Origin of the sequence: Streptomyces sp. NPDC096012 (assembly GCF_040426375.1) — a bacterium.
In the GTDB taxonomy this organism is placed as follows: Bacteria; Actinomycetota; Actinomycetes; order Streptomycetales; family Streptomycetaceae; genus Streptomyces.
Map to the genome: position 1 here is coordinate 68,569 of NZ_JBEOTD010000036.1, position 21,028 is coordinate 89,596.

At 73.6% G+C, this 21,028-nt stretch carries 19 protein-coding genes; 11 read left to right on the plus strand and 8 right to left on the minus strand.

Annotated features, from left to right (window positions below; all coding sequences use genetic code 11):
* The first annotated feature begins 134 nt into the window (after positions 1–134).
* Complete coding sequence (locus ABVB68_RS28620) at positions 135–1,088, plus strand: ROK family protein (protein ID WP_353604054.1); 954 nt, start codon at positions 135–137, stop codon at positions 1,086–1,088.
* 241 nt (positions 1,089–1,329) lie between these two features.
* Here the strand turns inward: ABVB68_RS28620 and ABVB68_RS28625 are convergent, their stop codons facing one another.
* Complete coding sequence (locus ABVB68_RS28625) at positions 1,330–3,360, minus strand: NPCBM/NEW2 domain-containing protein (RefSeq protein ID WP_353604055.1); 2,031 nt, start codon at positions 3,358–3,360, stop codon at positions 1,330–1,332.
* A 407-nt stretch (positions 3,361–3,767) separates the two neighbouring features.
* Between ABVB68_RS28625 and ABVB68_RS28630 the strand changes: the two genes are divergently transcribed.
* Both ABVB68_RS28630 and ABVB68_RS28635 read left to right on the plus strand, forming a co-directional pair.
* The gene (locus ABVB68_RS28630; protein ID WP_353604056.1) at positions 3,768–3,959 is read left to right on the plus strand and encodes a hypothetical protein; all 192 of its coding nucleotides are present in this window, start codon (positions 3,768–3,770) and stop codon (positions 3,957–3,959) included.
* A gap of 144 nt (positions 3,960–4,103) precedes the next feature.
* Positions 4,104–5,147, plus strand: a complete 1,044-nt coding sequence (locus ABVB68_RS28635; protein ID WP_353604057.1) for an NUDIX hydrolase — start codon at positions 4,104–4,106, stop codon at positions 5,145–5,147.
* On the opposite strand, the gene ABVB68_RS28640 is transcribed toward ABVB68_RS28635, so the two are convergent.
* Positions 5,117–5,839: an MBL fold metallo-hydrolase gene (locus tag ABVB68_RS28640; protein ID WP_353604058.1), complete on the minus strand. Its 723-nt coding sequence runs from the start codon at positions 5,837–5,839 to the stop codon at positions 5,117–5,119. The genes ABVB68_RS28635 and ABVB68_RS28640 overlap by 31 nt on opposite strands.
* 458 nt (positions 5,840–6,297) lie before the next feature.
* Positions 6,298–7,650, minus strand: a complete 1,353-nt coding sequence (locus tag ABVB68_RS28645) for a dipeptidase (RefSeq protein WP_353604059.1) — start codon at positions 7,648–7,650, stop codon at positions 6,298–6,300.
* Between the two features lie 132 nt (positions 7,651–7,782).
* Here ABVB68_RS28645 and ABVB68_RS28650 point away from each other — a divergent pair, with 132 nt between their 5' ends.
* Complete coding sequence (locus tag ABVB68_RS28650; protein ID WP_353604060.1) at positions 7,783–9,027, plus strand: geranylgeranyl reductase family protein; 1,245 nt, start codon at positions 7,783–7,785, stop codon at positions 9,025–9,027.
* On the opposite strand, the gene ABVB68_RS28655 is transcribed toward ABVB68_RS28650, so the two are convergent.
* A complete protein-coding gene (locus ABVB68_RS28655) occupies positions 9,017–9,472 on the minus strand; it encodes a nitroreductase family deazaflavin-dependent oxidoreductase (RefSeq protein ID WP_353604061.1) in 456 nt (151 codons plus the stop codon). The genes ABVB68_RS28650 and ABVB68_RS28655 overlap by 11 nt on opposite strands.
* A gap of 145 nt (positions 9,473–9,617) precedes the next feature.
* Here ABVB68_RS28655 and ABVB68_RS28660 point away from each other — a divergent pair, with 145 nt between their 5' ends.
* The 3 genes from ABVB68_RS28660 (at position 9,618) to ABVB68_RS28670 (ending at position 12,467) form a co-directional block, all read left to right on the plus strand.
* Positions 9,618–10,310 (plus strand): TetR/AcrR family transcriptional regulator, encoded by a 693-nt coding sequence (locus ABVB68_RS28660; RefSeq protein ID WP_353604062.1) that lies wholly within the window; start codon positions 9,618–9,620, stop codon positions 10,308–10,310.
* A gap of 277 nt (positions 10,311–10,587) precedes the next feature.
* A complete protein-coding gene (locus ABVB68_RS28665; protein ID WP_353604063.1) occupies positions 10,588–11,805 on the plus strand; it encodes a sensor histidine kinase in 1,218 nt (405 codons plus the stop codon).
* Positions 11,802–12,467 carry a response regulator transcription factor gene (locus tag ABVB68_RS28670; RefSeq protein ID WP_353604064.1) on the plus strand — a complete coding sequence of 222 codons (666 nt, stop codon included), beginning with the start codon at positions 11,802–11,804 and terminating at the stop codon, positions 12,465–12,467. The genes ABVB68_RS28665 and ABVB68_RS28670 overlap by 4 nt, the downstream gene beginning before the upstream one ends.
* A gap of 106 nt (positions 12,468–12,573) precedes the next feature.
* Here ABVB68_RS28670 and ABVB68_RS28675 read toward each other — a convergent pair whose 3' ends face one another.
* On the minus strand, positions 12,574–14,064 hold the full coding sequence (locus tag ABVB68_RS28675; protein WP_353604065.1) for an MFS transporter: 1,491 nt from the start codon (positions 14,062–14,064) through the stop codon (positions 12,574–12,576).
* An 85-nt stretch (positions 14,065–14,149) separates the two neighbouring features.
* On the opposite strand from ABVB68_RS28675, the gene ABVB68_RS28680 reads away from it, so the two are divergent.
* Complete coding sequence (locus ABVB68_RS28680; RefSeq protein ID WP_353604066.1) at positions 14,150–14,548, plus strand: MarR family winged helix-turn-helix transcriptional regulator; 399 nt, start codon at positions 14,150–14,152, stop codon at positions 14,546–14,548.
* A gap of 122 nt (positions 14,549–14,670) precedes the next feature.
* Here ABVB68_RS28680 and ABVB68_RS28685 read toward each other — a convergent pair whose 3' ends face one another.
* Both ABVB68_RS28685 and ABVB68_RS28690 read right to left on the minus strand, forming a co-directional pair.
* Entirely contained in the window at positions 14,671–15,429 is a 759-nt protein-coding gene (locus ABVB68_RS28685; protein WP_353604067.1) for a maleylpyruvate isomerase family mycothiol-dependent enzyme, read from the minus strand.
* Between the two features lie 456 nt (positions 15,430–15,885).
* A complete protein-coding gene (locus ABVB68_RS28690; protein ID WP_353604068.1) occupies positions 15,886–17,091 on the minus strand; it encodes an MFS transporter in 1,206 nt (401 codons plus the stop codon).
* 357 nt (positions 17,092–17,448) lie between these two features.
* Here ABVB68_RS28690 and ABVB68_RS28695 point away from each other — a divergent pair, with 357 nt between their 5' ends.
* Positions 17,449–17,844, plus strand: a complete 396-nt coding sequence (locus tag ABVB68_RS28695) for a luciferase domain-containing protein (RefSeq protein WP_353604069.1) — start codon at positions 17,449–17,451, stop codon at positions 17,842–17,844.
* Between the two features lie 289 nt (positions 17,845–18,133).
* Here ABVB68_RS28695 and ABVB68_RS28700 read toward each other — a convergent pair whose 3' ends face one another.
* Complete coding sequence (locus tag ABVB68_RS28700) at positions 18,134–18,913, minus strand: DeoR/GlpR family DNA-binding transcription regulator (RefSeq protein WP_353604070.1); 780 nt, start codon at positions 18,911–18,913, stop codon at positions 18,134–18,136.
* 168 nt (positions 18,914–19,081) lie between these two features.
* Between ABVB68_RS28700 and ABVB68_RS28705 the strand changes: the two genes are divergently transcribed.
* Positions 19,082–19,963, plus strand: coding sequence for an SIS domain-containing protein (locus tag ABVB68_RS28705; RefSeq protein ID WP_353604071.1), 882 nt, complete (start codon positions 19,082–19,084; stop codon positions 19,961–19,963).
* A gap of 32 nt (positions 19,964–19,995) precedes the next feature.
* A complete protein-coding gene (locus tag ABVB68_RS28710) occupies positions 19,996–20,856 on the plus strand; it encodes a class II fructose-bisphosphate aldolase (RefSeq protein ID WP_353604072.1) in 861 nt (286 codons plus the stop codon).
* Positions 20,857–21,028: the final 172 nt, after the last annotated feature.

Here is a 21,028-nt window from a genome sequence, read left to right on the forward strand (position 1 = left end):
TCGAGCATAGAGCCTGGACAACGTTGTCAGATGCGCGAGAGACTGTCCACCGCTGTCTCCGGCCTGCGCCCCCACCGTCTGACCGGCCTGACTCGTACGGTTCTCGAGCTTTTCAACGGGGAGATCTGACTCTGATGCACACCGACCTCGTGGCGGCCCTGGACATCGGCGGCACCAAGATCGCAGGCGCGCTGGTGGACGGCGACGGACGGATCCTGGCACGCGCCCAGCGCGCCACGCCCGCCCGGCAGGAAGGCGAGACGGTCATGCGGGCCGTCGAGGAGGCGCTCGGCGAGCTGGTGGGATCACCGCTGTGGGCCCGCGCCGGTGCGATCGGCATCGGCAGCGCGGGCCCGGTGGACGCGTCCACGGGCACCGTCAGCCCGGTGAACGTGCCGGGCTGGCGCGACTTCCCGCTGGTCGAGCGGGTGCGCTCGGCCGCCGGCGGGCTTCCGGTCGAGCTGATCGGCGACGGCGTGGCGATCACGGCGGCCGAGCACTGGCAGGGCGCCGCCCGCGGCCACGACAACGCGCTGTGCATGGTGGTCTCGACGGGTGTCGGCGGCGGCCTGGTCCTGAACGGCCGGCTGCACCCCGGCCCGACCGGCAACGCCGGGCACATCGGGCACATCAGCGTGGATCTGGACGGCGACCCGTGCCCGTGCGGCGCGCGCGGCTGTGTGGAGCGCATCGCCAGCGGCCCCAACATCGCCCGCCGTGCCCTGGAGCGGGGCTGGCGGCCGGGTCCGGACGGCGACACCTCGGCCGCCGCCGTCGCCGACGCCGCCCGGGCGGGCGATCCGGTCGCGCTGGCCTCCTTCGAGCGGGCCGCGCAGGCACTGGCCGCAGGCATCGCGGCCACCGCCACCCTGGTCGAGATCGACATCGCGGTGATCGGCGGGGGCGTCGGCAAGGCCGGAGACATCCTCTTCACGCCCCTGCGCAAGGCGCTCACCGACTACGCCACCCTGTCGTTCGTACGGCGGCTGACGGTCGTGCCCGCGCAGACGGGCACCGACGCGGGCCTGGTCGGCGCCGCCGCGGCCGCGCTGGTCCGCAGACGGGACCCGACCGCGGCGAGCGTCTGAGGGCGGGGGCCCGGCCGCGGCGCCTGGATGTCCGCGGCGAGGCCTGACCGAGGCGACGCCCGGCCGGAGAGCATCCCACGGCGGCGGCCGTACGGCCGCGGTCGCGGCCTGACCGCGGGCGCGGGCCGGCCGCCGGACCCGGGGGCGGCGGGCGTACGACCGCGGCGGGCGCCCTGACGGCGGTGGGCTCCCGGTCGCGGTGGGCGTCCGTGCTCTCCGGCCGGGTCTTCGGCCGCCGAGGTCAGCAGTTCAGCCGGGCGTCCGCCCAGTCCGCGTGGTCCGAGTCGTTGCCGTCCCCGCCGTCGGTGACGACGAGCCGGACCAGTTGGGCGCCGCGGATGTCGGCGGTGACCGGTTGCGCGGGCTGGGCGTTGGTCAGCACACCGGTCGAGGCGACCTTCGTGCCGTCCGCCCAGATCTCGAAGGCGACCGTGCCCTTGGCGCCCTTCTCGTCGTCCACGCCGACGTCCGCGGTGACGCTCTCGCAGGACGTGCCGGTGTAGAAGGAGAGGTCGCTGGGTGCGTGTACGCCGAGTCCCTTGGCGTACACAACCCCGTCGATGGTGAGCGGGTTCCCGTCGCCCGCGGCGCTCTCCCCGTTGCTGGTGTCGCGCTCCACCGGTCCCCAGCCGCTGGTCGCCGACAGCAGCGGCAGGTCGCTGAGGTACGACGTCCCGGAGGGCGGCGGCACGACGACGGCGGCGGTCAGCTCCAGGGTGTTGGTCACGCGCTGCCCCGAGGGCGAGCGGTAACCCGCCCGGAGCGTGAGGCCGTAGGAGCCCGCCGGTGTCCCGGCCGGGGCGGTCACCCGCCAACCGGTGCGCAGCGTCCTGCCCGTCGCGAGGGTGGCGGCCGTGGTCGCCGACGCGGGGCGTACCGTCCATCCCTCGGGGCCGGCCAGTGACACGGACACCTGCCGTGCGGGCGTACGGCCGAGGTCGGTGACCGTGCTCGTCAGCGTGGCCGGGGTGCCCGACTCCAGCAACGGGGAGCCGTCCAGGCCCAGTTCGGTGGCCGGCGGACGGGTGGCCCAGTGCGGGTCGGCCGAGACGCGCAGCAGCACCGTGCCGTGGGCGGGAACGGTGGCGGCGATGGCGCCTGCCGTGTTGTAGCCGCGGTGCTGCCACAGGTCGCGCAGGGTGTAGGCGCCGGCATCGGGCAGCCCGACGGCGCCGGCACTGGTGGCGATGCGCTGGGGCGTCGCGGACTCGTTGAAGAGGGCCACCGCGCGGCTGCCGTCCTTCATCTCCTTGGCGACCACCCAGCGTCCGCCCGCGGAGGAGACGACCGTGCCCTGCTTGCCGAGCGGGTCCTGGTCGACGGCGATGACCTCCTTGTTGCCCAGGATGTCGAAGGTCGCCTGGGAGGCCTTGCGCAGGTCGGTGCCGATCAGCAGCGGTGCGGCCATGACCGACCAGAGCGAGAAGTGCGAGCGGTACTCGGTGTCCGTCATGCCGCCGTTGCCGACCTCCAGCATGTCGGGGTCGTTCCAGTGGCCGGGACCGGCGTACCGCGCGAGGGGCAGGTTCTGCTTGGCGATGGACAGCATCGAGCCCCAGCTGTCGCTGATGTCACCGGTGGTCCGCCACAGCTGGCCGACGTCCGCCGCCCATTCCCAGGGTTTGTTCTCGCCCCATTCGCAGATGCTGTAGACGATGGGCCGCCCGGTCTTCGCGGAGGCGGCCCGCAGCGCGTCGCGCATGGTCCGGTAGCGCGTTTTGGCGTCGACACCCTGGTTGTTGCAGTTGTCGTACTTGAGGTAGTCCACACCCCAGTCGGCGAACTGCTGGGCGTCGCTGTACTCGTGGCCCAGGGCGCCCGGGAAGCCCGCGCTGTTGCAGGTCTTCGTGCCGGCGCTGGTGTAGATGCCGAGGCCGAGGCCCTTGGCGTGGACGTAGTCGGCGACGGCCTTGATGCCGCCCGGGAAGCGGGCCGGGTCGGGCACCAGTTTGCCGTTCCCGTCGCGGTCGGGCAGCGCCCAGCAGTCGTCCAGGTTGACGTAGTGGTAGCCCGCGTCCTTCAGGCCCTTGGCGACGAAGAGGTCCGCGATGCCCTTGACCATCGCCTCGTTGAAGTCGGCCCGGCAGTGCGTGGAGTTCCAGTTGTTGAAGCCCATCGGCGGTGTGAGGGCGAGGCCGTCGGCCACGGCCGGCGCGGGCTCGGACGCGGGAGCCGCCAGCGCCGGGGCGGCGAGACCGCCCGCGCAGAGCAGTCCCGCGACCAGTGCCCCGATCACTCTGCGACGGGTCGTGCGGGTGTGAGGGTGACGCATGGTCGACGCTCCTCCGACTCGCGAAAGGTGGATGACGGCATGCGGCCGCCCGGGACTGCATGTACGCGTCATCGATGCGCGTTCACGGTAGAACCTGTCGGACTCTGTTGGAAGAGGTGTGGCACGGTTGTCCGATGTCCCGTCAATTCCGTCCGCAGCCCGCTTATCGCGCCCTGTGGGCGGCAACGGACGTTCGGATGTGTTGGCTTCGGATGGCCGGTCCTCCCGCCGGGTTCGCCGCACCGGCGTACGCGCCCGCCCGGGACGCCGAGGGCGGCGAACCCACCCGCGGCGTGATCGCCCGGACCAGGTGATTTCCGCGCCTCGGCCCGGACTCGACGTCGGCCTCACGCGGCCGGCCGTGGTGATCCGCGTGACCCCCGGTCGCTTCCGCAGTTGATCAGCGCATGAAGAAGCGCAGCATGCTCGCCATCGCCTCCCTCGCCACCGGATTCGTCGTGGCCGCCATCACCCCGTCCCACGCCGCGGACCACGGGCCCCTCTCCGACATCAACGTCTCGGACACCCTCGACGGTGCCGGTCAGCTCGTCAGCCACGACAGTTTCGCCGTCGACGACAGCGTTCTCGGGCAGGAGTAGAACCGCCCGGCGTACGGCTCGGGTGCCGGTGTTCCCCGCCCCGGGGGCACCGGCACACCGGTACGGGCGCCCTCACCGGGGCGGGGTTTCCGTGGCAGGGTGGAGCGGGCAAGCCACAGGGGGCCAACAGAAGAGGGGGAGTCCGTGACCGTCGTCTGGATCAACGGCGCGTTCGGTGCGGGGAAGACCACGACCGCACGGGAGCTGATCGAACTGATCCCGAACAGCACGCTCTTCGACCCCGAGGTCGTCGGCGCGGCGCTCACGCACCTGCTGCCGGCCAAGCGGCTGGCCGAGGTCGGTGACCTCCAGGACCTGCCGGTCTGGCGCCGGCTCGTGGTCGACACGGCGGCCGGGCTGCTGGCCGAGCTGGGCGGCACCCTCGTGGTGCCGATGACCCTGCTCCGCCAGGACTACCGCGACGAGATCTTCGGCGGTCTCGCCGCCCGCAGGATCCCCGTGCACCACCTCCTGCTCGCCCCGGCCGAAACGATCCTGCGCGAGCGGTCGGCCGCGCGCGAGGTACCTGCGGAGCTGCCCGACGGCGAGACGCGGACACGCCGGTGGTCCTACGGCCACATCGAGCCCTACCGCGCGGCACTCGCCTCCTGGCTCACCGCCGACGCCCACCTCGTGGACACCAGCGACCTCACCCCGCGCGAGACCGCCGTGCACATCGCCGAGTCGGTCGGCAGCGGTGCCGTGCCCGCCTGCGACATCGTGCAGACTCCCGAGCCCAGCGCCGAGACACTCGCCGCCGGGGTCCTGCTCTTCGACGACCAGGACCGGGTCCTGCTGGTCGACCCCACCTACAAACCGGGCTGGGAGTTCCCCGGCGGCGTGGTCGAGCGCGGCGAGGCCCCGGCCCGGGCCGCGATGCGCGAGGTCGCGGAGGAGACCGGGATACGGTTGCGCGAGGTGCCCGGACTGCTCGTCGTCGACTGGGAACGGCCCGCACCGCCCGGCTTCGGCGGACTCCGGCTGCTCTTCGACGGCGGCCGGCTGGAGTCCGGCCAGGCGTCCCGGGTGCTGCTGCCCGGCCCCGAGCTGCGGGCCTGGCGCTTCGCCACCGAGCAGGAGGCCGCCGAGATGCTCCCGCCGGTCCGCTACGAGCGGCTGCGCTGGGCCCTGCGCGCACGGGAGCGCGGGACCGCGCTCTACCTGGAGGCCGGTGTGCCGGTCGGCTGAGCCGCCGCCCGGCGCAGGGCCGCCGCGGCGTCTCCCAGCACCGGATCCCCGTGCCCGAAACAGGCCACCTCCGCGTCCAGGTCCGCCAACCGGGCGAGGGACTCCAGCACGTGCCGCCGGTCGAGGTTGAACACCCCCGGGATCACCGACCCGTCCGGCGCCGCGGCCACCGTGTCCCCGGTGAACAGGACGCGCCCGGCGGCCAGGAACAGGGCGATGCTGCCGTCGGTGTGCCCGGGGACGTGGAGCACCCGGGCACCGCCGCCGAAGTCCAGCACCTCACCGTCCGACACGCCGACGACCGCGGCCGGGGGCACGGGCCGGCCCTCGGGCAGATGCTTGGCCGCCTCCGCGTGGATCGGCAGCTCCCACTCCTCGAACCGCGGGGGCGGGCCGGGCAGTTCGCCCAGGATGTACGGCGCGTCCAGCGGGTGCGCCAGCACCTGTGCTCCGCTGAGCGCCGCGAACTCGCCCGCACCGCCCGCGTGGTCCTCGTGGAAATGGGTCAGCACGATCCGCCGTACGTCCCCGGGGGCGTGCCCCAGTGCCGTGACAGCCTCCGCGATCGCCCGGCCGGAGCCGGCCACGCCCGCGTCGACCAGCGTCAACTCCGCGTCGTCGCACCAGAGATAGGCCTGGCCGACCGGGAAGCGCAGCAGATGCAGGCGGGGGAGGAGTTCGATGACGTCCATGCGCCGACGGTAGGCGGCGGCCCCGCCCGGAGGGCAGCGGCTCTGCCGACGGCAGAGGAGTTCGGCTCACGGGGGACTCCCGGTGGCCACGACCCCGGTGGCCGGCGAAGGGGCAGGCCGCCGCGGGGAGCCGGGGAGCCGGGGGCCCGGGGGCCCGGGGGCCGGGGCCCCGGAGCACCCTCTCCGAGACGCTCGGCGCGCCGCTCGCGACGGCCTCAGCGTTCAGTGGAGGTGCGGCCCGCCAGCGCTCAGTGGAGGTGCGGCCCGCCGCGGGGCACGGCAGGCCACGGGCTCCGCGCTCGGCGAGGTTCCGCCCCGGCGGAAACGAGTGCGCGTTCAGCGGGGTCCCGTCCCCCCGGCGGGCGACTGCCTCTGTCGGACTGGGGAAAGAGGCCACACCGCCCCATACCGCCGGCCGCCCCCGGGGTCGTGGGTGGGGCGGCCGGCGGCGGGACGTGTCAGCTCGCGTAGTTGCGCAGGAAGAGTGCCTCGGCGACCGACAGGCGTTCCAGTTCCTCGGGCGACACGCTCTCGTTGACCGCGTGGATCTGGGCCTCCGGCTCGCTCAGCCCGATGAGCAGGATCTCCGCCTGCGGGTACAGGCCGGCGAGGGTGTTGCAGAGCGGGATGGAGCCGCCCTGCCCGGCGTACTGCATCGACTCGCCCGGGTACGCCACCGCCATCGCGTCGGCCATCGCCTGGTAGGCCGGGCTGGAGGTGTCGGCGCGGAACGCCTGGCCCTGGCCGATCTGCTCGGTGGAGACGCGGGCACCCCACGGGGTGTGCGCCTCGAGGTGCGCCTGGAGCAGCTTGGTGGCCTCCACGGCGTCGACGCCCGGCGGCACCCGCAGGCTGACCAGCGCCCGGGCGCCGGCCTGCACCGACGGGGTGGCGCCGACGACCGGCGGGCAGTCGATGCCGAGCACCGTGACGGCCGGACGGGCCCAGATCCGGTCGGCGACCGAACCGTCACCGACCAGCTCGACGCCGTCCAGCACCCTGGCGTCGGCGCGGAACTGCTCCTCCGTGTACTCCAGACCGTCCCACTTCGCCGTGGCGTCCAGCCCCTCGACCGTGGTCGAGCCGTCCTCGGCGCGCAGCGAGTCCAGGACCCGGATCAGCGCGGCGAGCGCATCCGGAGCGGCGCCGCCGAACTGGCCCGAGTGCAGGTTGCCGGCCAGGGTGTCGATCCGCACGCGGACCAGGGTCATGCCGCGCAGGGTGGTGGTGACCGTCGGCAGGCCGACCCGGAAGTTCCCCGCGTCCCCGATGACGATGGTGTCCGCCTCGAGCAGTTCGGGGTGGGCCTCGGCGTAGCGCTCGAGTCCGCCCGTGCCCTGCTCCTCCGAGCCCTCCACGATCACCTTCACGTGCACCGGGACACCGCCGTTCGCCTTCAGGGCGCGCAGCGCGAGCAGGTGCATGATCAGGCCGCCCTTGCAGTCGGCGGTCCCCCGGCCGTACCAGCGCCCGTCGCGCTCGGTCAGCTCGAAGGGCGGGGTGGTCCAGCTGGCCTCGTCCAGCGGGGGCTGCACGTCGTAGTGCGCGTAGAGCAGCACCGTCTTGGCGCCTTCGGGGCCCGGGAGCAGGCCGTACACCGACCGCGTGCCGTCCGGGGTGTCCAGCAGAGCGACGTCGGTGAAGCCCTCGGTGCGCAGCGCGTCGGCGATCCAGTCGGCGGCGGCGTCGCTCTCGCTCTTCGGGAACTGCGCGAAGTCCGCCACCGACTTGAAGGCGACCAGCTCGGTCAGCTCCGCCTTGGCCCGGGGCATCAGCGAGGCGACGGTCTCGGCGACCGGATTCGACGACATGGGCACGCTCCTCGTGGGTGCGACGTTGAACGGGGTGGGTACCCCTGATACTCCCACAGTGGCCTGCGACGACGGCCGCCGTAGGATGCGGGGGACACTTCGGCAGCGGCTTGATCGGAGCGGTAGACCATCGTGAGCGGCGAGAACTCTTCGGCGGACGACGTACAGCGGGTGTGGGACGTCGTCGTGGTGGGCGCGGGACCCGCAGGGGCCTCCGCGGCCTACGCGGCAGCGGTCGCGGGGCGACGCGTGCTGTTGCTGGAGAAGGCCGACCTGCCCCGGTACAAAACGTGTGGCGGCGGCATCATCGGCCCCTCGCGCGACGCGCTGCCGCCCGGCTTCGAGCTGCCTCTGCGGGACCGGGTGCACGCGGTCACCTTCTCGAACAACGGCCGGTTCACGCGCACCCGCCGCTCCCGCCAGATGCTGTTCGGGCTGATCAACCGGCCCGAGTTCGACCAGCAGCTGGTCGAGCACGCCCAGAAGGCGGGCGCCGAGCTGCGTACGGGCGTGACGGTGCAGCGGGTCGAGCAGCACGGCTCGGCGGTGCCGGACCGGCGCACGGTCGCGGTGGTCCTGCAGGGCGGGGAGACGGTGCTGGCCCGCGCGGTCGTCGGCGCCGACGGCAGCGCCGGCCGCATAGGGGCCCACGTCGGGGTGAAGCTGGACCAGGTGGACCTCGGCCTGGAGGCGGAGATCCCGGTGCCGGACCCCGTCGCCGAGGACTGGCAGGGACGGGTCCTCATCGACTGGGGCCCGATCCCCGGCAGTTACGGCTGGGTGTTCCCGAAGGGGGACACGCTGACGGTCGGTGTGATCTCCGCGCGGGGCGAAGGCGCGGCCACCAAGCGCTACTTGGAGCACTTCATCGCCCGCCTGGGCCTGTCCGGCTTCGAACCGGCCATCTCCTCCGGCCACTTGACCCGCTGCCGTGCCGACGACTCGCCGCTCTCCCGCGGCCGGGTGCTGGTCTGCGGTGACGCGGCCGGCCTTCTGGAGCCGTGGACCCGGGAGGGCATCTCCTTCGCGCTGCGCTCGGGCCGGCTGGCCGGGGAGTGGGCGGTCCGCATCGCCGAGGCCCACGACGCGGTCGACACCCGCCGCCAGGCGCTGAACTACGCGTTCGCGGTCAAGGCGGGGCTCGGTGTCGAGATGAGCGTCGGCAAGCGTCTGCTCGCCGTGTTCGAGAAGCGCCCCGGCCTCTTCCACGCGGCCCTCACCGGCTTCCGTCCGGCCTGGAAGGCGTTCAAGGACATCACCCAGGGCTCGTCCTCGCTGGGCGAGATGGTCCGCGCCCACCCGCTCGCCCAGCGCGCCCTGACCGCGATGGACCGGCGCCCGGACGCGCCCGCGGCGGAGGAGCCCGTCAGCCCGTGACGGTGATGCGGAAGACGGGGTGGTCGCCGGCGCAGGCGATGATCTCCGCGTCGGAGGACTTGGCGGTCACCCCGGCGAAGTACCCGTTGACCTCCCACCCCCACTTCTCCAGGTAGGTCCGCAGGACGGGGAGTTTCTCGGCGTCGGGAAGCTCCACCGCGGTGAAGCTCCGCACCCTGCGGCCGACGCGCAGCTCGCCGCCCCCGGCTGCGCGCAGGTTGCGCACCCACTGGGAGTGGCCCCGCGCCGAGACCAGGTACTCCCCGCCGTCATAGGTGTGCGGGTTGACGGGGATGCGCTGCGTCTTGCCGCTCTTGCGGCCGGGCACGGACATCTCGGCGGTCCCGGCGAGGCTGATGCCGTGCCGGGCCAGCCGGCCGATCACGCCGTTCATGCGAACGGTGAACGCGCTGCCCTTGCGGTAGTACGGCGACGTCGACGACATGGTGACCCCCACAGATTGGGAGAGCGGTGCTCTCGATCGCTTCAGTGTGCGGCACACGGGGACCGAAGTGCAAGAGCGGCGCTCTCTTTCCGATGCGATGCTCTGTTTCGTGTGCACCGCTCTTCCTTCGTGGCACACTGCTGGCATGAGCACCGCACAGGGCGCCCGCGCGCGGGCCAGGGCAGAGGTCACCGCGGCCATCAAGGAGGCCGGCCGCAGACAGCTCGCCGACGAGGGAGCGGCGAAGCTCTCGCTGCGGGCCGTCGCCCGCGAGCTGGGCATGGTCTCGTCGGCCGTGTACCGCTACTTCCCCAGCCGCGACGAGCTGCTGACCGCGCTCATCATCGACGCCTACGACTCCCTCGGCGAGGCGGCCGAGCAGGCCGGGGACGCCGCCCGCGACGCCGCGCCCGTGGAGCGCTGGACGGCCGTGTGCGAGGCGGTGCGCTCCTGGGCGCTCGCGCACCCGCACGAGTACGCGCTGATCTACGGCTCGCCCGTGCCCGGCTACGCCGCCCCCCAGACCACCGTCCGGGCGGCGTCCCGGGTCGGCCTGGTCCTCATCGGCATCGTCCGTGACGCCCATGAGGGCGGCGGCCTCGCCACCCCGCCGCTCCCGGCCGACCTGCGCCCGGAGGCCGAACGGATGGCGGCCGACTTCGCCCCCGACGTGCCGCTCGGGGCGGCGGCGCCCTTGGTGGCGGCCTGGGCCCAGATGTTCGGGCTGATCGGGTTCGAGCTGTTCGGGCAGTTCCACCGGGTGGTCGAGGACCGCGAGACCTTCTTCCGGCACGCGGTGCTCCGGCTCGCGCACGGGGTCGGCCTGGGACCGGCCTGAGCCGCCTACTCCCCGGGCGGTACCACCGGCGCGGCCGCCGCCTGGCCGCCCCGATGCCTGCTGCCGCGCCACCGCGCCGACCCCGATGCCTGCTGCCGCGCCACCGCGCCACCGCGCCGACCCCGATGCCTGCTGCCGCGCCACCGCGCCGCCCCGATGCCGGCTGCCGCGCCACCGCGCCGCCCCGATGCCGGCTGCCGCGTACTCCCCGGGGAGTACCGATGGTCACCCCGTCCGGCTGACGTCCCGGCAGTCGGCGGCGTCTAGCGTGGCGTGCATGGAAGCGGAACAGGCGGGCGGACCCTCGCACCGGTGGCGGTACGGGCCCCTCTGGTGGAACCGCCCGGACTGCCCCGAGACGGACCGGGTCCGTCTGCCCTGGCGCTCCACCCTGCTCTTCACCGCGTTCGTGCTCGCCGGCACCCACTTCGCCGCCCAGAACCAGCACCGTGTCCGGCTCGACGGCGTCGCGGTCGCCCTGGTGCTGGCCGCCTCGCTCCTGCCGCTGTGGCGGCAGCGGCACCCGGTGCCCGTGGTCTTCGGCACGGCGGCCGCCGCCCTCGCCTATCTCGCCCTCGGCTATCCCTACGGCCCGGTCTTCCTCACGGTCGCCGTCGCCTGCTTCAGCGCGGTCGTCGCCGGCCGCCGGCGCGCCGCATGGGCGGCCGTCGGCCTGCTCTGGGCCGGACACGCCCTGGTCGCGCTCCGGCTGTACCGCTCGCTTCCGCCCGCGGGTGACGGGAGGACGAGCGTCACCCAGGAGATCGTCATCGCCACCTGGGTGCTGGCCATCGTCGCGCTGTCCGAACTGGCCCGGGTGCGGCGCGAGCAGTGGGCGCGGGAGCGGGCCGACCGCGCTCGGGCGGCCGGACGGCGCGCCGACGAGGAACGGCTGCGGATCGCCCGCGAACTGCACGACGTACTCGCGCACAGCATCTCCGTCGTCAACGTCCAGGCGGGCGTCGGCCTCGCCCTCCTGGACAGCGACCCCGAGCAGGCGCGGACGGCGCTGACCACGATCAAGGCCGCCAGCAAGGAGGCGCTCGGGGAAGTGCGCCAGGTCCTCGACACCCTGCGCGCACCCGGCGCCGCCCCGCGCACGCCGGCCCCCGGCCTCGGCCGGCTCCCCGAACTGGTGGAACAGGCCGCGACCGCGGGCCTGACCGTGGAGGTCGAGGGCGAGCCGCCGCGGCTGCCGCCGGGTGCCGACCTGGCTGCCTTCCGTATCGTGCAGGAGGCCCTGACCAACGTGGTACGGCACTCCGGATCACGGCACGCGCGCGTGCGTCTCGCCCACGACAGCGGCGCGCTGCGGCTGCGGATCGACGACGACGGGCCGGCGGCCGGCACGGACGCCGGGGGCAGCGGCAACGGGCTGGCCGGCATGCGGGAGCGGGCGGCGGCGCTCGGTGGCACCGTCGAGGCGGGCCCGCGCCCCGACGGAGGGTTCCGGGTGCTCGCCGTCCTTCCGACGCGCTTCCGGGAGGACCTGTGATCCGGGTACTGCTCGCCGACGACCAGTCGCTGGTACGGGCCGGGTTCAAGGCACTGCTCGACGCCCAGCCGGACATCGAGGTGGCCGGAGAAGCGGCCGACGGGCAGGAGACGCTGCGGCTGGCGGACGAACTCCGGCCGGACGTCGTCCTGATGGACATCCGCATGCCCCTGCTGGACGGCCTGGCCGCGACCCGGCGCATCACCGGCGCCGCGGACCTGCGGAACGTGAAGGTGATCATGCTGACCACCTTCGAACTCGACGAGTACGTCTTCGAGGCGATCCGCGCGGGTGCCTCCGGCTTCCTGGTGAAGGACACCGAACCGGACGAACTCCTGCGCGCCGTACGGGCGGTGGTCGAGGGCGACGCGCTGCTGTCCCCTGGCGTCACCCGCCGTCTGATCGCCGAGTTCGCGGCCCGTTCCAAGGAGCCGGCGGCCGCCGATGTACTCACCCGGCTCACCGAGCGGGAGCGGGAGGTGATGGCGCTGGTCGGCATCGGCCTGTCCAACGAGGAGATCGCCCGCCGCCTGGTGGTCAGCCCGCTCACGGCCAAGACCCACGTGAGCCGCACGATGGTGAAACTCGGCGCCCGCGACCGCGCCCAACTCGTCGTGCTGGCCTACGAGTCCGGGCTGGTACGACCGGGCTGGCTGGGCTGAGCCCGGGCCCGTCGCGCGCCGTACGCGTCCCTGCCGGCCGGTCCCGTCGACGTGCGCCCGGCGGACGGGCCGGCGTCCGCCGGGCGCACGTGCGGAGGCGTTCCCCCTAGTCGCGGACCGGCACCCGCTCCGGCGCCGCCTCCGCCACGGTGGACCTGGCGACCACGACCGACGGCCGGCCACGACGGCCGCGCACACCGGTGAGGGTGATGAGCAGTCCGGCCAGCGCGACGCCCGTGACGACCGTGAATCCCGGCCGGTAGCTGTCGAGCACGGCCTGCGGGGTGGCGTGTGCGGGAGCGCCCGCGGTCACCACGGCCGTCACCACCGCCAAGAAGATCGCGCCGCCCACCTGCACCGACGTGTTGAGCAGGCCGGAGACCATGCCCTGCTCGTGGTCCTCGACCCCGTTGGTGGCCTGGATGTTGAGCGAGGGGAAGACCAGCGCGCAGGCCGCGCCGATCAGCAGCATGGACGGCAGGATGACCGCCGCGTACACCGGGTCGAGGTCGACGCGCAGGAACAGCGCGTACCCGGCGACCATGAGCGCGAAGCCGGCCGTGATGAGCCGGGGAGTGCCGAACCGGTCGACGAACGCGCCCACCTTCGTGGACGACACCGCCACGAGCGCGCCCGCCGGCAGGAAGGCGATCGCCGTGTGCAGCGCCGACCAGCCGAGCAGGGACTGCATGTACAGGGTGGTCAGGAACTGGAAGCCGACGTAGGAGCCGAAGAAGGCGACCGCGCCCAGCTGGGCGCGGACCTGAGAGCCCGAGCGCAGCACGCCCAGCCGGATCAGCGGGCTCGGCGAACGGCGTTCGACCTGGACGAAGCAGGTCAGCAGGACGGCGGCGGCCAGGAAGGACAGCAGGGTGCGCACGGAGGCCCAGCCGGTGTCGGGCGCCTGGACGACGGTGAACACCAGCAGCAGCATGGAGGCCGTACCGAGGACGGCGCCGGGGATGTCGTAGCCGCCGTGGTTCTTCTCTCGGGTGCTGCGCGGCAGCAGCCTCAGGCCGGTGACGAGGGCGATCAGGGCGATCGGGGCGGGCAGCAGCATGGTGAGGCGCCAGCTGGCCTCGGTGAGCAGACCGGACAGCACCAGGCCCATGGAGAAGCCGGTGGCGGCGCAGGTGGTGTAGATGGACAGGGCCCGGTTGCGCAGCGGGCCCTCCGGGAACGTCGTGGTGATGATCGACAGGCCGGCCGGTGCGGTGAAGGCGGCACTCAGGCCCTTGACGAAACGACTGGCGATCAGCAGCGGTCCGGAGTCCACGAGCCCGCCGAGCAGGGAGGCCAGCGCGAACACGCCGAGCGCCACCAGGAAGACCTGGCGTCGGCCGAGCAGGTCGGCCGTGCGGCCGCCGAGCAGGAGCAGGCCGCCGTATCCCAGGATGTAGCCGCTGACGATCCACTGCAGCGTCGACGTCGACAGGTCGAGATCGGAGCCGATGGACGGCAGCGCGACGCCGACCATCGACACGTCCAGCGCGTCCAGGAACATCGCGGCGCACAGCACGAGCAGCGTGCCCCACAGCCGGGGAGTCCAGCGAACCGCCGAGGACGGGTCGGTGGAAGTGGTGAGCGGAGAGGTCATGGCGACGACACTACATGCACACGCATTGATTGCAAGAGCATTTAATTCCGATGCAACAAATGTGTTCCTCTGCTACGGTGCGGTCATGGCGGCGAAGAAGGCCGAGCAGGCGCTCGTGGAGCAGTGGCGCGGCATCCTGGCTCTCCATGCCCGCACCCAGTGCGAGTTGGACCGGGCACTGCACGGGCACGGCCTGTGCGCCAGCGACTTCGAGGTGCTCGACCTGCTGGCCGAGGGCGCGGCCGCGGACGGCGGCTGTGCCTTCCGGGTGCAGGAGATCTCCGACCGGGTCCACCTCAGTCAGAGCGCGCTGTCCCGGCTCATCGGCCGCCTGGAGAAGGACGGCCTCGTGGAGCGGGCGATGTGCTCCGAGGACCGGCGCGGGGTGCGCGTGGTACTCACCGGGAAGGGTCGCGCGCTGCACGCCGAGGTACGGCCGGTGCAGCGCGCCGTGCTGAGCCGCATGCTCGACGAGATGGGCTGACGGCGCGTCAGCCCTGGTGCGCCGGCCGGGTTGTCAGGCCCGGGAGTGTGCCGGCCGGGTGTCAGGCCCGGTGGCGTGTGCCGGCCGGGCGTCGGGCCTGGAGGGAGTGTGCCGGCCGGGCGTCAGATCCCGGACAGGTCCCGCCACAGGTCGGCGAGCGAGCGGTCGCCGGTGACGCTCGGCACCGGTGCGCGGTTCCACAGCGCCAGGTACAACCGGTCGGCGGGGCCGGACAGTTCGGTCTCGGCCTCGCCGACCGCGTCCCGCACGGTCACCGGCGGGCCCGACGTGAGCCGCACGGTCCACACGGCGTCCGCCCCCGCGTCCACCGCCCGCACCCGCAACACGCGCGGCTCCTCGGACCGGACCCGGCTCCTGGACCTGGCGTGGAAGCCGCGCAGCAACTCGTCGATCCCGTCCACCGCGAAGTCCGGCGCGATGGGAGAGGCCGCCGCGCCGGACGCCGCCTCGGCGTCGTAACGGTGCACGGTCGTCTCGTGCGCCTGCCGCCGGGTCCAAAACGCGAGCGGCGAAGAGCGCGGAGACGGAAGGAAGGTCCAGCACTCGAGGTCGGCCGGCGCGGCGGCCAGCGTGTCGACCAGTCGACGGTGGCTGTCCCGGTACCAGTCCACCAGTTCCGCACCGTCCAGCTCCGGCGGATCGACGGGGGGCCGGGGCGTGGTGTGGGCCTCGGCGACCAGCGCGGCGGCCCACCGGTGCACCGACCCGGTGTGCCGCAGCAGATCGCGCACCTGCCACTGAGGACAGGTCGGCACCTTGGCGTCGGGCCCCGCCTCCGCGGCGGCCGCGGCCAGCGACCGGCCCTCCCGGTCGAGGGTCCGAAGGAACTCGGCGGTCTCGGCGTTCTCGGCACTCTCCATACGGCGAGTGTGCCGGATGGACCGCGTCTTGGGAGGGGGTGCGGTGCGGGTGGTGGAGGGAGTGGGCCCCGCGCGGGGATGCGGTGCGGGTGGTGGACGGAGTAGGCCCCGGGAGGGGGGCGTTGGGTGGGGTGGAGGGAGTGGGCCCCGCGCGCGAGTGCGTTGAGTGTGGTCGATGGCCCGCGTCTCGGGAGGGGGTGCGGTGGTGGAGTGGGCTTCGGGCGGGGGGTGCGGTGGTGGAGTGGGCTTCGGGAGGGGGTGCGGTGGTGGAGCGGGCTTCGGGCGGGGGCGCGGTGGTGGAGCGGGTTTCGGGAGGGGGCGTGGGGGTAGAGCGGGCCCCCGGGCGGGGGCGTGTCGGGTGTGATGGGTGGGTCAGGTCGCGGAAGAGGCCGCGGCGGGTGGGGCGGCCGGTCGTCCGGACCGCGGCCGGCTTCTCCCCGCTGCGGAGCCCCGGTGTCAGCCGCCCATGGCTCGTCGCGTCGACACGCCTACGGCGGCGGCGACCGCGGCCAGGGCGGCCACGCTGGTGAGGGCGGTGGGCAGGGAGAACCAGTCGGCCATGAAGCCGATCGCCGGCGGCCCGAGGAGCATGCCGCCGTAGCCCAGTGTGGAGGCGACGGCGACGCCGGACGGGCCGGCCAGGGCCCCGGCCCGCTCCACGGCGACCGGGAAGAGGTTGGCGAGCCCGATCCCCGTGACGGCGAAGCCGATCAGCGCGGCCCACACCGAGGGGGCCAGCGAGCCGAGCAGCATGCCGGCCGCCCCGACCGTGCCCCCGGCGATCACGGTACGGGCCCGGCCGAGGCGTGCCAGCAGCACGGACCCGCTCAGCCGTCCGGCGGTCATGGCCAGTGCGAAGCACGCGTACCCGGCGGCCGCCGTACCCGCCGAAGCCGCCAGGTCCTGCTGCAGGTGGAGCGCGCCCCAGTCGGCCATGGCGCCTTCGCCGTAGGCGGTGCACAGGGCGACCAGCCCGAAGACGACGACCAGGCCGCGTGAGCCCGTCCGTCGCGCGCCGTCGCCACCCGTCCCCACTGCCGAGGAGGGCGTACGAGCCGGTGCCGGAGGCCCGTGCCGGAGCAGGGCCCGCCCCGCGATCGCCGTGACGAGGAGCCCGGCGAGTGTGAGACCGAGGAGATGGCGGGCGGGGGAGAGAGCGCCCGCAACCAGTCCGCCGAGGCTCGCGCCGATCATCCCGCCCAGACTGAAGGCGGCGTGGAAGCTCGGCATGATCGGCCGGCGGACAGCGGCGACCAGGTCGACGGCGGCGCTGTTGAAAGCGACGTTCGCACCGCCGTACGCGGCGCCGAAGAGGAGCAGGACCGTGCCGAGCGCCGCCGCGGAGTGCGTGAGCGGGGGCAGTGCGACGCTGAGCGAGAGCACGACCATGCACACGACGGTCACCGGATGACTGCCGTAGCGGCGGCACAGCCGCCCGGTCAGCGTCATCGTCAGGACCGCGCCCGCCGAGACCCCGAGCAGGGCGAGTCCGAGCGCACCGGCGGAGGCGTGCGTCTGCTGCTTGATGTCGGGGATACGGACGACCCAGCCGGCGAAGATGAAGCCGTCCAGCGCGAAGAAGGCGGTGATCGCCGTGCGCAGCCCGGCACGTCCCTGGCCCGGCACGACGCTGTGCGATCGGGTTTTGTTTATTAGCGGCACAAAATCAGCGTAGGGGGGAGCCCCGCAGGTGGGCAAGGGGGTGGCGGGGGCGTGAACCCCTCGTCACGGACTGTGGCCCCGCACCGGGCCGACCGAGGGAGAGCCGTCGGGGACCGGGCCGTCGCGCGGGTCCGGCGCGTGCCCGACGCGTATCCGGCGTGTCCGGCAGGCCGCTTGAGCCGGCACGCCCGGGACGGCTTTGCGGTCTCCTCCCGGCGGGTTCGGGCAACACGCTTCGGAAGGTGGCCTGTTCGAAGGGGGTGCGGGTGTGCGGGTGGGCAACGCCTGCGGGATACCGGACGGTTAATACTTGCTCACGAGCTGGTTGCGGGCGGGTGAGCGCGCCATGATGGGCCCATGACGTTGGCCTCACGCGCGTTCGCGCAACTGGCGACCTGGCCGGACCTGAGACAGGCCGTCCCGAGCTGCGGACTGGGAGAGGCGGTGACTTCGGTTCAGGGCGAGATCGCCCACTTCCACTCGGACCGGGATGTCGATCTCAGACTGACCGACCGGGCCGTCCGCAGGTTCGCCAAGGACTTCAAGGACGCCGGGGCGATCAGGGTCGTGCCCGGCTCGCAGTGGGTGACCCTGCGCCTCGACGCCGCCAGCGACGTCGACCTGCTGCTGACCCTGGTGAGCGTGGCGCTCCAGGCCCAGCAGGCGTGGCCCGACCCCGCGGACCAGCCCGTGTTCGGCTGCAACGACCAGCGGGGGGCGGGATTCGTGACGGCCGTACTCAGCACGTTCTGAGCGCCTGCGCGTCTGGGTCCACGGCGTGTTGTGAGCGCCCGCGGGTCCGGGCCCACGGCGTCTTGTGACTGCCCGCGCGTCTGGGTCCACGGCGTGTTGTGAGCGCCTGTGCGTTTGGGTCCATGGCGTCTTGTGAGCGCCTGCAGTCCGGGTCCACGGCGTGTTCTGAGCGCCTGCACGTCCGGGTCTCCACGGCGTGTTCTGAGCGCCCGCGCGTCGCGCAGCCGAGGTCGGAACACGCTCGCGACCCAGGTGAACGGGTGCCGGATACCGGTGGCCCGGCGGGCCGTCACACCGCCAGGACCCGGACGCCCGCCTCCTCGAACCGGCGTACCGTCTCCGGGCTCACCGCCGCGTCCGTCACGAGCGTGTCCACCAGGTCCGCCCCGCAGATCCGGGCGAAGGCCCGCCGGCCGAGCTTGCTGGAGTCGGCGGCCACCACGACGCGTTCGGCGCGCTCGCACAGCACCCGGTTGATCGCGGCCTCCGCCTCGTCGTGCGCCGCCGCTCCCTGGTGGGCGTCGAAGGCGACCACGCCGAGCACGGCCACGTCCAGGGTGATCTGGCCGAGCACCCCGTCCGCGAGCGGGCCGATGAGTTCGTACGACTGCGGGCGCGCCACCCCGCCCGTCACCACGATCTTGAACTGAGGCCGCACGGCCAGCTCGTTGGCGATGTTGAGCGCGTTGGTGACGATGGTGAGTGCCGGAGAGCCGGTGGACAGGTCGCCGCGCACGGCGAGGGCGCGGGCCACCTCCGTGGTGGTCGTACCGCCGGTCAGCCCCACCGCCTCGCCGGGTGCCACGAGATCGGCGACGGCCTTGGCGATGCGCTCCTTCTCCGAGGCGCGGCGGGCCGTCTTGTAACGCAGGGGGAGTTCGTACGACACCCCGTGCACCACCGCGCCGCCCCGCGTGCGCACCAGCATCTGCTGTTCGGCGAGCTGGTCGAGGTCCCGGCGGATCGTCGCCGCCGACACCGACAGTTCGCCCGCGGCCTCCTCGACGTCCAGCCGGCCGCGCTCGACGAGCAGTTCCAGCAGCGCCTTCCAGCGGGCGTCCCGCGACATCCGCGGCCCTCCGTTCTCCGACCGGTCGCCGGCCGTTCCCCGGGCGTCCCCCGATCCTTCTCTGTCTCCCGGTGACCTTAGCGCACCCGGCCTTGCGTCCAGATGCTTGATTGTGCTCGAAAGCTCGCTATATCTTGCAGGAACAATCAGCCAGGGGAGGGTGTGGGCATGACCCATGTCGAGGACGAGCTGAACAGCCAACCGGAGTGCTGGATACGGGCGGCCGAGGAGGCGGGACCGCACCGCGACGCGCTGCCGGGGCCGGGGGAGCGGGTCGCCGTCGTCGGATGCGGCACCTCGTACTTCATGGCGCAGGCCGTGGCCGCACTGCGCGAGGGCGCCGGCCTGGGCGAGACCGACGCGTTCGCCGCCTCCGAGTTCCCGCTCGGGCGGTCGTACGACCGGGTGGTCGCCCTCACCCGCTCCGGCACCACCACCGAAGTGCTGGATGTGCTGCGCGGGTTGAAGGGGCGTACCCGTACGACGGCGGTCACCGCCGATCCCGAGACACCCGTCGTGGGGGCCGCCGACGAGCTCGTCGTGCTGGACTTCGCCGACGAACGCTCCGTCGTCCAGACCCGGTTCGCGACCACCGCACTCACCCTCCTGCGCGCCCACCTCGGCCTGCACACCGACACCGTCGTCGCCGACGCGCGCACCGCCCTGTCCACTCCTCTGCCCCAAGGGCTCGTCGACTGCACCCAGTTCACCTTCCTCGGGCGCGGCTGGACCGTCGGACTCGCCAACGAGGCCGGACTGAAGATGCGCGAGGCCTCCCTGTCCTGGACCGAGGCCTACCCGGCGATGGAGTATCGGCACGGCCCGATCAGCGTCACCACCGAGGGCACGGCCACCTGGATGCTCGGCGAGGCCCCCGAAGGACTCGCCGAGCAGGTTCGCGACACCGGCGCGGTATGGATCGAGGGCGGTCTCGACCCGCTCGCCGAGCTCGTCCGGGTCCAGCGGCTCGCCGTCGCCGTGGCCGCCGCCCGCGGCCTCGACCCCGACCGGCCGCGCCACCTCACCCGCTCGGTGATCCTCGCCCCCTGAGCCCGCCGCCCCGCGCCCGGAAGGACACTCCCGTGCCTCTCGCGTCAACCGGCGAACTGGTCACCCGCGCCGCCGAAGCCCGCTCGGCCGTCGCCGCGTTCAACGTCATCACCCTGGAACACGTCGAAGCCGTCGTCGCCGGAGCCGAATCGGCCGGCGCCCCCGTCGTCCTCCAAATCAGCGAGAACGCCGTCAAGTTCCGTTACGGACGGCTGCTGCCGCTGGCCCGCGCCGCCGTCGCCGCCGCCGAACGGGCCGCCGTACCGGTGGCGTTGCACCTGGACCACGTGCAGAGCGACGACCTGCTGCGGCAGGCCCCCGGCGCGGGCTTCAGTTCGGTGATGTACGACGCGGCCCGCCTCCCGTACGCCGACAACCTCGCCGCCACCCGGTCCGCCGCCGACTGGGCACACTCCCAAGGCCTCTGGATCGAGGCCGAGTTGGGACAGGTCGGCGGCAAGGACGGACGGCGCCCGCTGGACGCGCACGCGCCCGGCGCCCGGACCGACCCCCAGCAGGCGCGGGACTTCGTCGCCGGAACCGGAGCCGACGCCCTGGCCGTCGCCATCGGCAGCGTGCACGCCATGACCGCCCGCACGGCCACCCTCGACCACGGGCTGCTCCAGCGGCTGTACGCGGCACTGGCCGTGCCGCTGGTGCTGCACGGCTCCTCGGGCGTGCCGGACGACGGTCTGGTGGCCGCGGTCGGCGCCGGTATCGCCAAGGTCAACGTCGGTACCGCTCTCAACGTCGCCATGACCGCGGCGATCCGGGAGTTCCTCGCCGACCATCCGGAGGCGGTCGACTCCCGGAAATACCTCAGCGTGGGCCGGGAGGCGATGGCCCGTGAGGTGGCCCGGATCATCCGCGTCCTGTCCCGCACCCCCGGCTGATCGCGCGGCGAACCCTCCTCCCCTTCGCGGAACCGCCGGACATCCTCACCGGCACCGGCACCGGCACCCTCACCGGCACCGGCACCCTCACCGCCCCGGCGCCGCCCCGGCACCGGCACCGGCACCCTCACCGGCACCGGCACCCTCACCGCCCCGGCGCCGCCCCGGCGCC

Excerpts from the sequence above, each read along its gene's own strand:
- ABVB68_RS28680 (WP_353604066.1), top strand. The coding sequence starts at position 14,150 with ATGGCGGCGAAGAAGGCCGAGCAGGCGCTCGTGGAGCAGTGGCGCGGC.
- ABVB68_RS28675 (WP_353604065.1), bottom strand. The coding sequence starts at position 14,064 with ATGACCTCTCCGCTCACCACTTCCACCGACCCGTCCTCGGCGGTTCGC.
- ABVB68_RS28705 (WP_353604071.1), top strand. The coding sequence starts at position 19,082 with ATGACCCATGTCGAGGACGAGCTGAACAGCCAACCGGAGTGCTGGATA.
- ABVB68_RS28630 (WP_353604056.1), top strand. The coding sequence starts at position 3,768 with ATGAAGAAGCGCAGCATGCTCGCCATCGCCTCCCTCGCCACCGGATTC.
- ABVB68_RS28665 (WP_353604063.1), top strand. The coding sequence starts at position 10,588 with ATGGAAGCGGAACAGGCGGGCGGACCCTCGCACCGGTGGCGGTACGGG.
- ABVB68_RS28620 (WP_353604054.1), top strand. The coding sequence starts at position 135 with ATGCACACCGACCTCGTGGCGGCCCTGGACATCGGCGGCACCAAGATC.
- ABVB68_RS28660 (WP_353604062.1), top strand. The coding sequence starts at position 9,618 with ATGAGCACCGCACAGGGCGCCCGCGCGCGGGCCAGGGCAGAGGTCACC.
- ABVB68_RS28655 (WP_353604061.1), bottom strand. The coding sequence starts at position 9,472 with ATGTCGTCGACGTCGCCGTACTACCGCAAGGGCAGCGCGTTCACCGTT.
- ABVB68_RS28645 (WP_353604059.1), bottom strand. The coding sequence starts at position 7,650 with ATGTCGTCGAATCCGGTCGCCGAGACCGTCGCCTCGCTGATGCCCCGG.
- ABVB68_RS28700 (WP_353604070.1), bottom strand. The coding sequence starts at position 18,913 with ATGTCGCGGGACGCCCGCTGGAAGGCGCTGCTGGAACTGCTCGTCGAG.
- ABVB68_RS28625 (WP_353604055.1), bottom strand. The coding sequence starts at position 3,360 with ATGCGTCACCCTCACACCCGCACGACCCGTCGCAGAGTGATCGGGGCA.
- ABVB68_RS28640 (WP_353604058.1), bottom strand. The coding sequence starts at position 5,839 with ATGGACGTCATCGAACTCCTCCCCCGCCTGCATCTGCTGCGCTTCCCG.
- ABVB68_RS28685 (WP_353604067.1), bottom strand. The coding sequence starts at position 15,429 with ATGGAGAGTGCCGAGAACGCCGAGACCGCCGAGTTCCTTCGGACCCTC.
- ABVB68_RS28695 (WP_353604069.1), top strand. The coding sequence starts at position 17,449 with ATGACGTTGGCCTCACGCGCGTTCGCGCAACTGGCGACCTGGCCGGAC.